The sequence below is a fragment of the Actinomycetota bacterium genome, assembly GCA_019347575.1.
Taxonomy (GTDB): domain Bacteria; phylum Actinomycetota; class Nitriliruptoria; order Nitriliruptorales; family Nitriliruptoraceae; genus JAHWKY01.
In genome coordinates, this window is the sequence record JAHWKY010000059.1 from 1 (window position 1) to 12,079 (window position 12,079).

Consider the following 12,079-nt stretch of genomic DNA (forward strand, 5'->3'; position numbering starts at 1 on the left):
CCCCGAAGTAGGAATGATGCCGAGCGGCGCGACGAGAGCGCCGTGCCCTACGCCCCCGGCCTCGGCTCATCTGCCACGCACGCCGACACTCCAGCCTGTTCTACGGCGCCGGCACCGCCTTGCCGATGCCCTGCAGCTTGCGTCCCAGCGCCCGGTTCTCCGCGTGCCCCGTCCGCCAGGCGACGAACCGCGCGACGACCGGCCGGCCGAGCAGCGCCAGGTCGCCGATCAGGTCGAGCGCCTTGTGGGTGGCGAACTCGTGGGCCAGCCGGGGCGGGATGAGATCTGGGCCTACGGCTTTCGCAACCCCTACCGCTTCTCCTTCGACCTCGGGGGCGCGCGGGCCCTGTACGTCGGCGACGCCGGCCAGGACCTGTTCGAGGAGGTCGACGTCGTCGGCGTCGAGGCGCTCGCCGGGTCGCATCCGGACGGCGATCGTGCCCGCCCGTTCACCCTGGTGCTCCACGAGGACCACGTGGTCGGGACCCGAGCTCGCGTCCGACGCGGGCGGCCAGGTCGCGGTCCGGTGACCCCCCGTCGGCAGGTCGACCGTGACGGTCACCGATCCGGCCCCGACGCCCCGGGCGGCTGCCTCGGCCATCCTCGGGAGCACCTCGTCGGTGGACACGGTCTCGGCCATACGGGCCGAGAAGTCCGCCATGACCTCGTAGGGCGTGGCCCGGTGGCCGTAGACGAGGCGGTTGGCGATCCGGCGGGCTCGCTGCCGTGCGGGCTGGAACGCGGCTGCGACCACGGCGGTGGCCAGGAGCGACAGCCCGACGTTGGGGTCGTCCGCGCGCGAGCCGGTCAGGAGACCGACGCCCACGACGATCCCGATGTAGACGGCGGTGATGAAGCTGGCGAGCAGTCCGAAGAGGACCGTCCGGTTGAGGACCAGGTCGAAGTCGTAGAGCCGGAACCGCGCGATCGCGACGCCCGTGGCGACCGGGATCAGGGGGGCGGCCACGATCATCGCCCAGTTACCGCTGTCATCGTCGTTGGGACCCAGGACGATGTTCAGCACCATCGTCGTGACAGCCACCGCCCCGGCGAACACCACCCACCTGATCTGCTGTCGCTGCTCCGCGTCGGCTCGGCGTAGACGGACGAACAGAGAGCCCACGGACAGGATCGCCGTCGTGAACAGCAGCGCGGAGCCGATCGTCGCCAGCGGGTCGGGCAGGCCGGATGCGACCGATGCGTCGCCGGACTCGACGACCTGGATCCCGCGGATCGTCCAGGCACCGATCGCGAAGTCCAGGGCCTGGAGCACGATGCCGGCGGCCGCGGCGGCGGCGACCGGGCGCCAGCGACGGCTGGGCAGGTGCCCGTCCGGGAACAGCAGGAGGGCGAAGGTCAGGAACAGCCCGATGCTCACGATCCAGGCCCACCCTCCGATCCAGGAGGCGAGGATGGCGAGGGGCGCGGGGTCGGCCGGGTCGCTGAGGCCCCACTCGGCGTACTGATGCGCCAGGCCGGACAGCATGCCGGTCCCGATCGCCACGTAGATCCACCCGACGGGGTGCCGGGGCCGGTGATGGACGATCACGGCCCCGACCGCCGGGAAGGTCGTCGCCATGACGTACCCGAAGAGCGAGAAGTTCCGGATCAGCTCCCCGAACGACCGACCGGCCAGGATGTCCACCGACAGGGAGAGCCCGACCAGGGCGACCGCGATCCCCAGCAGGACCCGGGAGGTCCACCGCAGCGCGCGGTCGCTCATCCGACCGGCTCCAGGACCAGGAGCGGGACCCGCCCCACGACGGTCGTCCCGGCCGCTGGACGTGAACCGATCGTCACGGCCCCGTCGAGGGACGCCAGTCGGTCCTCTAGGTTCTGCAGCCCGCGCCCCCGCTGTTGGGTCGCCGGCTCGAACCCCACGCCGTCGTCGCGGACCTCGAAGGTGAGCGTGTCCGTGTCGGCGGACAGCTCCACCGTGACCTGTGAGGCGGACGCGTACTTCGCGGCGTTCTGTAGGGCTTCGAGGACGCAGAAGTACACGGCCGTCTCGATCTCCTGGGTGTAGCGGTCGATACCGCGGTCGACGACGCGGACGTCCAGCGGTGAGCGCTCGGCGGCGCTGCGGATCGCCGCGACCAGCCCTCGGTCGGCGAGGACCGCGGGGTAGATGCCTCTGGCCAGGTTGCGGAGGGTCTCCAACGCCTCGTCGACCTCCTCCCGCAGTTCGTCGAGCATCGGTCTCGCACGTTCGGGGTCGCGTTCGGCGACGGTGCGGGCGAGGCGGAGCTTCACCGCCAACGCGACCAGGTGCTGCTGGGCGCCGTCGTGGATGTCGCGTTCCATCCGACGCCGCTCGGCGTCCTGGGTGCTGACGATCCGCTGTCGTGAGTCGCGCAGCTCCTCGGCCCGCCGCGACAGGACGCGCAGACGTTCGCGCAGCTGTTCAGTCAGATGGATGTTGCGCAGGACCAGGCCGGCCTGGGACGCGAGGTCGTGCAGCAGTCGTCCGCCCTCCGGGGTCAGCTGTTCGTCGCGCTGTGCGGTGACGGTCAAGGCCCCGAGCAGCCCACCCTGCAGGCTGACGGCCACCGCGAGGTCGGCGCCGGGGATCGTGGGCAGCTCGTCGCCCGTCATGGCGACACGTCCCGGCGGACCGTCAGCACCGTCATCCGAGCGTGGCCACGCCGCGGCCCGCACGAGCTGACCACCGACGACGACCCACACCTCTGAACGTGCGGCGCTCGTGCCCTCCGCGACCATCCGCGCCATGCGAGGCAACACGTCGTCACCTGCGTACGTCTCGGCGACCCGTCCCGAGAACCTCGCCAGGACCTCGTAGGGCGTCTCCCGGTGTCCGTACACCAGCCGGTTCGCCAGCGCGCCGAGGCGGTCGCGTAGCGGCTGGAACCCGACCGCCACGATGCCCGTCGCGAGCACCGACAGCCACAGGTCGCTGCGGCCCTGGGTGACGAACTCGCTCCCCAGGACCACGATGCTCACGTACGCGACACCGATGAACCCGGCCAGCCCGCCGTAGACGAAACCACGGTTGATGACCCGGTCGATGTCCCACAGCCGGAACCGGATCAGGATGACGAACAGGATCACCGGGATCGCCCCGAACAGCGCCGGGAACGCGTTCATGATGAACGTCTGGAGCCCACCGACCCCGGTGCCGGGGACGGACAGAGCCACGGCCAGGACACCGAACGTGACGGCGCCGGCGAGAGCCGCGACGAGCGTGGTCGCCAGCAGCCGCGACTGGCGGCGGTCGACGTCGTTGTCAGCGTGACGGAACTTGCCCACCTGGGACGCCAGACCGAAAACGGGGATGAGCAACCCGAAGACCGCGATGTACTCGACCGGATCCCTACCGTGCGTGTTCATGATCCAGGACGCCGCGATCACGAAGGCGAAGGTCAGGTACGCCACCCGTGCGGCGCGTCTCGGCAGGGATAGCCGGTGCCAGTCCGGCTTCAGCCGTCCGTCCGGGAACAGCACGATCGCCGCGAGGTACGTCATCCCGGCGACCCCGTGGAACCCGAACCCGTGGATCGGATCGATCCACGGGATGACATCCCGAGCGAAGTGCGCCTCGTTGTTGAAGACCGCCCCGGTGCCGACCATCCCCAGTGCGAGCAGCCGGGCCACGGTGTCCCGCGGTCGCAGGACCATGAGGAAGATGCCCAGAGCCACGTTCATGATGCTGAACGCGTACTGCATCCCGATCACGGGTCCACTCAGCGACTCGCCTCCGCCGATGGCGCTGCCGAGTTCGGCCGTCGTCGTGCGTTGGATCGCCTCACCTACGACCGGCCACGTCCCCGGTCCGCGGCCCTCCGTCCGGACCTCGGCGATGTCGGTGCCTCCGCCCCAGCGGACGAACGCCTCCTCGACCGCGGGGACGTTCCGGGCAAGAAGAGGCAGGATCCCCGCGATCAGCCAGATGACCGCCATGGCGGCGAACCCGGCGAACAACGCGTAGAACACGCGGTCCGCCCGCCCGCGGACGCGTGGGTTCTCGGAACGGCCCAGCATCATCGCAGCGAGGAGTACGGCAGCCAGTACTCCGACGGGATCGACGCTCCGGTTCACGACCAGGGCACCGATGAACACCAGGCCGGCCCACAGCGCCGGTCCCGACCGGATCCGCCCGGTCCGGTGGAGCCAGAGGGCGAGCACACCGACGATGAGCAGCAGAGGCAGGTACGCCACCATCAGGCGCCCGCGGTGACCCGCTGTGTCAGTGCCGACAGGCGGTAGGCCATCACCGGGGTCTGCCGCCCCTTCACCAGCTGCGGTTCGAGGGGTTCGGCGTCGACCGGTTCGGACAGGGCCCGGTAGGTCGGCTCGCTGAGGACGGTCTGCCCCGGCTCGGCCCACTGCTGGAGGCGTTGGGTGAGGTTGACGGTGTCGCCGACGACGGAGTACTCGATCCGTTCCTCCGAGCCGAGGAGGGCGGCAGCGACCTGGCCGGTCGACAGCCCGATCCCGAGCTCGAACGCTTCGAGCTCCTCGGCAGCCCAGCGTTCGTTCACGCGCTCCTGCGCCTCGTGCATGACCCGGGCGGCCCGCAACGCGAGATCCGCGTGGTCCTCCTGGGCGACCGGCGCCCCGAAGACGGCCATCACGGCGTCCCCGACGAACTGCATGACGGTGCCGTCGTTGCCGAGGATCGCGTGGTTCATCTCCGCGCGGTGCTCGTTGAGCTGACGGGCCAGCAGGCTGGGATCGGTGCGTTCGGCGATGGACGAGTACCCCCGGATGTCACCCATCAGCACGGTGACCTCGAGCCGCTCGGTCTCGCCGATCCGCCGCCCCTCGAGCCGGAGCTTGTCGGCGATGCCGCCCGGCAGGAGCCGGCTCAGCGACTCGCCCTGCTCCTCACGGTCGACGATCGCCTGCTGGAGGCTCTTGAGGCGGTCGAGGCTGGCGGCGTTGCCCGCGGACAGGCCCTCCGCCAGCTTCACGAACAGCCGCTCGATGTCGTCGGCGATCGCGGTCGGGGTCGTGTCCCGCACGACGGCGATGGCCTTGATCGGCTTGCCCTCGGCCACCATCTGGAGCAGCGCTTCCTCGCTGGCGGTGAGCTCGTTCTCGCTGCGCACCGGGTTGACCAGCGCCTCCACGATCTTCGGGTCGAGCACGGATCCCCCCGTCGCGACCTCACGGATCGCCCGCGCCAGCTGGTCGCCCTCCGCCAGGCGGTCCTTCAGGAGGTAGGCGTACCCGGCCGCTCCCTCGGACAGCAGCGAGATCGCGTACTCCGGGTCGTCGTACTGGGACAGCACCACGACCCCGGTCCCCGGGTGGCGCTTGCGCAGCTCCTTCGCGGCGTCGATGCCCTCGCGCTGGAACGTGGGGGGCATGCGGATGTCGGTGACGAGGACCTGGGGCTCGGCGTTGCCGGCCCCTTCGATCAGCTCGTCGTAGTCCGCGGCGACGCCGACCACCTCCAGGTCGTCCTCCAGCGAGAGCAGCGCGCGTACGCCCTCGCGGACGATCAGGTTGTCGTCGGCCAGGAACACGGAGATGCGTTGGTCGGGGATGCGTTGGTCGGGCATGCGGACATGCTGGGGGACCGGGCGCCTCCGGTCGAGGGGGTGATCACCCGATCTCGTGGTGGTGCCAGCCCCAACACGGGACACCGGTTCGCACCCTCGACGGTCGGAGGTGACTGCGCGAGGCTGCGTGCAGCCGTCCACCGGGAGCAGTGCCATGCGTGTCGAGTCCTCCGCCACGACCATCTCGTGGATCCCGTCCGAGTCCATGACCGGACCGTTCAAGCTTGGCATGGACCTGCGACTCAGCCACTACGACGCCCCGCCCCCCGAGATGATCGAGGGTCGCGTCCACCTGGAACGGCTGCGCGATGAGGACGCCTACCGGTACGCGAACCGCCTCGAGGGCTGGATCGAGGTGGAGGACGGCCGGATCGTGGACCACGGGCGGTCGGGCGGGATACTCATGGGCGCCACCACCGTGAACCTGGGCGGCAAGGGCATGACCTTCGCCGCGGTCGCGTTCCCCGACATCCGCCCGGAGCCGGAGGTCGGTGACGGGTGGGTGCGGTTCCAGCAGACCGTCGGGGGTCGCACCGGCGCCCCCATGCCCCGTCCGGTCACGCGTCCACCCTTCGTGCAGTGGGTCGCTCCGACGACCTGGACGACGCTGAGCCTCACCCTCCACGCGGACGGACGGACGGAGCGCGCACTGGTGGGGGCGAGCCCGTTCCCGCGTCACTGGCTCTACGACGACGAGGGCAAGCTCGAGGCCAAGAGCGGCCTGATGGACTTCAAGACGTGGGTGAACGAGCACTTCGGCGACAACAGTCCGTGGGGCGCCGGGGACTCCCCGGCCGTCGTCAGCGAGGTCGAGAGCCAGCTGGAGCGTGAGCTGTCCAGCGTGATCATGGGCGGGGGGAAGCCGAAGAAGCGCAAGGTCAAGGAGGGCGAAGCGCTGGTCGAGCAGGGAGCGTGGGGGGCCGACCTCTTCCTCCTGCTGGACGGGCAGCTCGCGGTGGAGGTCGACGGTGAGGTCGTCGCCGAGGTGGGGCCGGGGGCGATCCTCGGGGAGCGCGCGATCATCGAGGGTGGCAAGCGGACCTCGACGCTGCGCGCGGTGACCCCGGCCAAGGTCGCGGTCGCGTCCGCCGACGAGGTCGACCACGACGCGCTCGTCGCGCTCGCGGAGGGTCACCGGCGCGAGGAAGCCGGCTGAGCATCGGGTCCCCCGGTCACGTCGGTCTCCTGGCGCCCTCCGAGACGCTGACCCGTTGTAGGGTCGCGGTGGTCCCCGACTGAGGCGAGCGAGAGGCGGCGGTGCGACTCCACATCTGTGGCGCCCGGGGCTCCACGCCGGCTCCGGGACCCGACTTCGTGCGGTACGGGGGTCACACCTCGTGCGTCGCCGTCGCCCACGACGACGCGACGTCCCCGACCCTGCTCGTCGACGCCGGGACCGGCCTGCGTCGCGTCTGGCAACTGCTCGACGGTCGCCCGTTCGACGGCAGCATCCTCCTGGGCCACCTGCACTGGGACCACACGCACGGACTGCCGTTCTTCCGGTCGGGTGACGACCCGGCAGCGCGGGTGGACCTCTACCTGCCCGACCAGGGAGTGGAAGCGGTCGAGCTGCTGGGCCGTCAGATGTCGCCGCCCAGCTTCCCGATCCGCCCCGACCAGCTACGTGGGGACTGGCGTTTCCACACGCTGCCGGAGGGCGAGCACGAGATCGAGGGCTTCCGGGTGCTCGCACGCGAGATCCCGCACAAGGGCGGCCGGACCTTCGGCTACCGGATCAGCGACGGTCGCACCTCGTTCGCCTACCTGTCGGACCACCACCCGTACCAGCTGGGCCCGGGGCCCGACGGCTGGGGCCCCTACCACGACGTCGCCCTCGAGCTGGTCGGGGGGGCGGACCTGCTGCTGCACGACGCCCAGTACACCGACGAGGAGTTCGCCCAACGGGCCCACTTCGGCCACTCGACGATCGCGTACGCCGTCGGGCTCGCGGCCGCCGGGGAGGTCGGCCAGCTGGTCCTGTTCCACCACGACCCGCCCCGCACCGACGACGAGCTCGACCGTCTGGTCGCCGACCTGGCGGACGCTGCGGTCCCCGTGACCGCCGCGGCCGAGGGCGACGTCCTGGACCTGGCCCCGGCCGCCAGAACCCGTGGCTGACCGCTACGACGCCGTCGTCGTCGGGTCGGGTCCCAACGGGCTGGCCGCGGCCGTGCGTCTGGCCCAGGCCGACCGGTCCGTGCTCGTGGTCGAGGCCGCGGACCGCATCGGCGGGGGCAGCCGCTCGGAGGAGCTCACCCTCCCCGGGTACGTCCACGACGTGTGCTCGGCGATCCACCCGCTCGCGGCGTCGTCGCCGTACCTGCGGACCCTCCCGCTGGAGGACCACGGCCTGCGGTGGGTGCACCCGGAGGTCCCGCTCGCCCACCCGCTCGACGACGGTCCGGCGGTGCTGGTCCACCGGGACGTGCGTGCCACCACCGACGAGCTCGACGAGGGGGATGCCGACGGGTGGAGGCGCACGTTCGGGCCGCTCGTGCGCGGGTTCGACGACCTGATGGACGATCTGATGCGCCCGGTGATCCACCGGCCACGGCACCCGATCCTGCTCGCGCGGTTCGGGCTGCAGGCGATGCTGCCCGCCACCGTGCTCGCGCGCAGTCGCTTCGACGGGCCCCGCGCCCGCGCCGTGTTCGCGGGGTCGGCGGCCCACTCGTTCCTCGACCTGTCCCGACCGGTGACGGCCGCCTACGGGGTCATGATCACGCTCGGGGCGCACACGGTCGGGTGGCCCGCGGCGGAGGGGGGCTCCCAGTCGATCGCGGATGCGCTGGCCTCCTACCTCGGGTCCCTCGGTGGCGAGATCCGCACCGGGACGCTGGTGACCTCGCTCGGCGAGCTGCCTCCGTCGGACCTGGTGATGTTCGACACCGACCCGCAGCAGGTCGTCCGGATCGCGGGTGATCGGCTGTCCGGCCGCGTCCGTCGCCAGCTGGAGGCGTTCCCACGGGGTCCGGGCGTGTTCAAGGTCGACTACGCCCTGTCGGAGCCGGTGCCGTGGAGGGCCGAGGGTGCGGCGCGCGCCGGGACCCTGCACCTGGGCGGCACGCTCGAGGAGATCGCCGCGTCGGAGGCGGCCGTCGGGCGGAGCGAACACCCGCAGCGGCCGTACATGCTCGTCGCGCAACCGACGGTCTTCGACCCCACCCGCGCCCCCGAGGGACGCCACACCCTCTGGACCTACTGCCACGTGCCCAACGGATCGACCTTCGACATGACCGACCGCATGGAGGCCCAGCTCGAACGGTTCGCGCCCGGCTTCCGCGACGTCGTCCTCGAACGCCACGTCATGACCGCGACGGACTACGAGGCGCACAACCCCAACATGGTCGGCGGTGACATCTCCGGCGGCGCCAACAGCCTGTTCCGCTACGTGTTCCGTCCGCGGGTCACCGTGGACCCCTACCGGGTCGGCGAGCGCCTGTACCTGTGCTCGTCGTCGACGCCGCCCGGCGGCGGCGTGCACGGCATGTGCGGTCTCCGCGCCGCCGAGTCGGCCCTGCGCCACTCGCGATCGTGAACACATCCCGTCGCATCCGACGGAGCAGCTTCACGATCCCTCGACCTGGGTGACACGCAGGACGGGTCCCACCTGGCAGATCGTCATCACATCGCCCGCGATCGCGCCACGGACGGTGACGGTGTCGCCCTCCTCGGCGACGACCTCGCCGTCGGGCCCGAGCAGGCGGACCGGCTCGAACGCGACCCGGTAGCCGTCCGGCCAGCGGGGTTCGACGCGTCCCTCGGTCTCGGTCTCCAGCCACGCACAGCCGCCCTCGAGCTGCGCGTCCCCGCCGAGGGACCCGGTGAACGCAGCCTCCGAGGACGATGTCGGGGAGCCGTCCTGGGCGGGGGAGGTGTCCCGGGCGGTGGGCTCGCTCGTCCCGCCGCAGGCGGCGAGCAACACCGCGACGGCGACGATCAGCACGGCCCTCGTCACTTGAGCAACCTCGACATGCGGCGGTCCTTCAGGATGTTGCCGTCGGTCTGGCAGTCCGGGCAGTACGTCAGCTCGTAGGACTCGTAGGAAACACGCTGCAGCTGCGTCCCGCACACCGGGCACGGTTCGCCGTGCCGGTGGTGCACGACCCAGCGGTCACCCAGCTTCGTGGGGAGCCCACCGGTGCGTTCCCGTTCGGCGTCGAGGCCCTCCGCGAGGACGTCGTGGACGGCGTCCAGCAGTCGGGCCCGCTCGTCCCCGTCGAGGTTCCCCAGGGACGCGAACGGTGACAGACGTGCCCGGTTGAGGATGTCGTCGGTGTACCCCCGGCCGATCCCGGCGACCGTCCGCTGATCCCGCAGTGTCGTGTGCAACCGGCGGGTGTCGTCGGAGGTCGCGACGAACCGTCGGAACTCCTCGCTGTCCGGTTCCGGACCGAGCTTCGCGAGCGGCCCGTCGTCCCCGTCCGCCAACACCCACCATCCGGCCTTGCGTTCCGTGCCGTACTCCACGATCAGGACGGACGGGGCGTCCTCGAACCGGAAGCGCACCACCCCCGTCCGGGGTCGCGTGGTCTTGGGCGGGTCCTCCACGGTGACGCGTCCGCCCTGGGACAGATGGACGAGGATGCGGGGTCCCCCGAGGTCGAGGACGAGGAACTTCCCGCGGCGTCCGACCCCGGTCACCTCCGATCCGACCACGTCGTCCGGGGCCGGTTGCACGGTCTTGAGCGCCGAGAACTGCAGCACGTCGGCGGCCACCAGACGGTAGCCGGCCAAGACGGCGTCCAGCCGCTCGGCGACCCCCTGCATCTCGGGAAGTTCGGGCATCGACGACCACGCTACCGTGGGCCGCCATGAAGCCGATCCAGACCTTCACCGTCGTCCCTGCCCTGCCTCCGGAGCTCGAGCCCCTGCGCGAGGTCGCGGACAACCTGCACTGGTCCTGGGACCACGCGTCCGTCGCGCTGTTCCGCCGTCTCGGCGGATCGCTGTGGGAGCGGACCGGCCGCAACCCCGTGGCGCTCCTGTCGGCCGTGGGCCAGGAGCGGCTCGAGGAGCTGGCCGAGGACCAGGGCTTCCTCGACGACCTCGACCGGGTCCACACGGGCCTGCGGGAGTACCTCGACACCCGCGAGACCTGGTTCGCGCACAGGTACGGCGACGACGCCGGCGACGAGATCGCCTACTTCTCCGCCGAGTTCGGCGTCACCGACTGCCTGTCGATCTTCGCCGGGGGGCTGGGGATGCTGGCCGGCGACCACCTGAAGTCCGCGAGTGACCTCGGGCTCCCGCTCGTCGGGGTGGGTCTGCTGTACCAGCAGGGCTACTTCGAGCAGCGGCTCAACGACGCGGGGTGGCAGCAGGAGATCCCCGCGAGCAACGACTTCCACGGTCTGCCGCTGACCCTCGAGCGCGCCGACGACGGCGAGCCCGTGACCGTCGAGCTGGGGTTCCCAGAAGGGCCGCTCGTCGCACAGGTCTGGCGGGCGCAGGTCGGCCGCGTGCCGCTGTACCTCCTCGACGCGAACGTCCCCGAGAACACGCCCGAACAGCGGCGCGTCACCCACCACCTGTACGGCGGGGACTCCGAGATGCGGATCCGGCAGGAGATCCTGCTGGGCATCGGGGGGTTCCGCGCCCTCGATGCGCTCGGTCACGAGCCGACCGTCTACCACATGAACGAGGGGCACTCGGCCTTCCTCGGCCTCGAGCTGATCCGTCGCCTGATGGACCGGCACAAGGTCAGCTTCGACGAAGCGGCCGAAGCGGCCTCGGCCAAGCTCGTCTTCACGACCCACACGCCGGTCGAGGCAGGCCACGACTACTTCGCGCCGGACCTGCTGGCCCGCTACTTCGAGGTGTACGCCAAGAGCATCGGACTGGATCTGGCCCGGTTCATCGCACTGGGGCGCCAGGACCCGGGCGACGAGGGCGAGCTGTTCTGCATGACCGTCCTCGCGATGAAGCTGGCCGCCCGCGTCAACGGCGTGAGCCGTCTCCACGGCGAGGTCACACGCCAGATGTGGCAGGGGCTGTGGCCCGATCTGCCCCGCCACGAGGTCCCCACGGGTCACGTCACGAACGGCGTGCACCTGGCCTCGTGGATCTCGCGGGAGATGAGTGAGCTGTACGACCGTCACCTGGACGGTCGCTGGCGTCACGAGCCCGGTGACGACGAGTTGTGGAGCCGTCTCCAGGACGTCGACGGTGCCGAGCTGTGGCATCTGCACCAGCAGCGTCGCCACAAGCTGATCGACGTCGTCCGTCGCCGCGTCCGCGCCCAGCTCGAACGCCGCGGCGCCGCGCCGAGCGAGCTCGAGGCGGCCGACGCGATCCTGGACCCCGGTGCGTTGACGATCGGTTTCGCGCGCCGCTTCGCGACGTACAAGCGCGCGACGTTGTTCGCGCGCGACCCCGACCGGCTCGCCCGGATCCTGAACGACCCCCAGCGCCCCGTGCAGATCATCGTCGCGGGGAAGGCCCACCCCCTCGACGACGCCGGCAAGGACCTGATCCGGCAGATCCACGAGCTGTCGCGCGACGAACGCTTCCACGGCCGCATCCTCTTCGTCGAGGACTACGAGATGTCCCTC

The 12,079-nt window shown here is 71.2% G+C and carries 9 protein-coding genes; 4 read left to right on the plus strand and 5 right to left on the minus strand.

Annotation, left to right across the window (positions count from 1 at the left end; all coding sequences use genetic code 11):
* Nucleotides 1-100 precede the first annotated feature (100 nt).
* The 3 genes from KY469_21175 to KY469_21185 are packed head-to-tail and all read right to left on the minus strand — an operon-like array spanning nucleotide 101 to nucleotide 5,525.
* Nucleotides 101-1,723, minus strand: a complete 1,623-nt coding sequence (locus tag KY469_21175) for a UDP-3-O-acyl-N-acetylglucosamine deacetylase (GenBank protein ID MBW3665615.1) — start codon at nucleotides 1,721-1,723, stop codon at nucleotides 101-103.
* Nucleotides 1,720-4,179 carry a sensor histidine kinase gene (locus KY469_21180; GenBank protein MBW3665616.1) on the minus strand — a complete coding sequence of 820 codons (2,460 nt, stop codon included), beginning with the start codon at nucleotides 4,177-4,179 and terminating at the stop codon, nucleotides 1,720-1,722. Before KY469_21180 ends, KY469_21175 begins: the two co-directional genes overlap by 4 nt.
* The gene (locus tag KY469_21185; GenBank protein ID MBW3665617.1) at nucleotides 4,179-5,525 is read right to left on the minus strand and encodes a response regulator; all 1,347 of its coding nucleotides are present in this window, start codon (nucleotides 5,523-5,525) and stop codon (nucleotides 4,179-4,181) included. Before KY469_21185 ends, KY469_21180 begins: the two co-directional genes overlap by 1 nt.
* A 154-nt stretch (nucleotides 5,526-5,679) precedes the next feature.
* On the opposite strand from KY469_21185, the gene KY469_21190 reads away from it, so the two are divergent.
* From KY469_21190 to KY469_21200, 3 genes are all read left to right on the plus strand, one after another.
* Nucleotides 5,680-6,681, plus strand: a complete 1,002-nt coding sequence (locus tag KY469_21190; protein ID MBW3665618.1) for a cyclic nucleotide-binding domain-containing protein — start codon at nucleotides 5,680-5,682, stop codon at nucleotides 6,679-6,681.
* Between the two features lie 101 nt (nucleotides 6,682-6,782).
* Nucleotides 6,783-7,643 (plus strand): MBL fold metallo-hydrolase, encoded by an 861-nt coding sequence (locus KY469_21195; protein ID MBW3665619.1) that lies wholly within the window; start codon nucleotides 6,783-6,785, stop codon nucleotides 7,641-7,643.
* Nucleotides 7,636-9,063, plus strand: a complete 1,428-nt coding sequence (locus KY469_21200; protein ID MBW3665620.1) for an NAD(P)/FAD-dependent oxidoreductase — start codon at nucleotides 7,636-7,638, stop codon at nucleotides 9,061-9,063. The genes KY469_21195 and KY469_21200 overlap by 8 nt, the downstream gene beginning before the upstream one ends.
* Nucleotides 9,064-9,093: 30 nt before the next feature.
* On the opposite strand, the gene KY469_21205 is transcribed toward KY469_21200, so the two are convergent.
* Both KY469_21205 and KY469_21210 read right to left on the minus strand, forming a co-directional pair.
* Nucleotides 9,094-9,483 (minus strand): hypothetical protein, encoded by a 390-nt coding sequence (locus tag KY469_21205; GenBank protein ID MBW3665621.1) that lies wholly within the window; start codon nucleotides 9,481-9,483, stop codon nucleotides 9,094-9,096.
* On the minus strand, nucleotides 9,480-10,313 hold the full coding sequence (locus tag KY469_21210; GenBank protein MBW3665622.1) for an Fpg/Nei family DNA glycosylase: 834 nt from the start codon (nucleotides 10,311-10,313) through the stop codon (nucleotides 9,480-9,482). The genes KY469_21205 and KY469_21210 overlap by 4 nt, the downstream gene beginning before the upstream one ends.
* 26 nt (nucleotides 10,314-10,339) lie before the next feature.
* Between KY469_21210 and glgP the strand changes: the two genes are divergently transcribed.
* Nucleotides 10,340-12,079, plus strand: a 1,740-nt coding sequence (gene glgP, locus KY469_21215) for an alpha-glucan family phosphorylase (GenBank protein MBW3665623.1), incomplete at its 3' end; no start/stop codon positions are given.

Bases quoted from the DNA above. Each gene is read 5' to 3' on its own strand.
- KY469_21180 (MBW3665616.1), bottom strand. From the start codon at position 4,179: ATGGTGGCGTACCTGCCTCTGCTGCTCATCGTCGGTGTGCTCGCCCTC.
- KY469_21190 (MBW3665618.1), top strand. From the start codon at position 5,680: ATGCGTGTCGAGTCCTCCGCCACGACCATCTCGTGGATCCCGTCCGAG.
- KY469_21175 (MBW3665615.1), bottom strand. From the start codon at position 1,723: ATGAGCGACCGCGCGCTGCGGTGGACCTCCCGGGTCCTGCTGGGGATC.
- KY469_21210 (MBW3665622.1), bottom strand. From the start codon at position 10,313: ATGCCCGAACTTCCCGAGATGCAGGGGGTCGCCGAGCGGCTGGACGCC.
- KY469_21185 (MBW3665617.1), bottom strand. From the start codon at position 5,525: ATGCCCGACCAACGCATCCCCGACCAACGCATCTCCGTGTTCCTGGCC.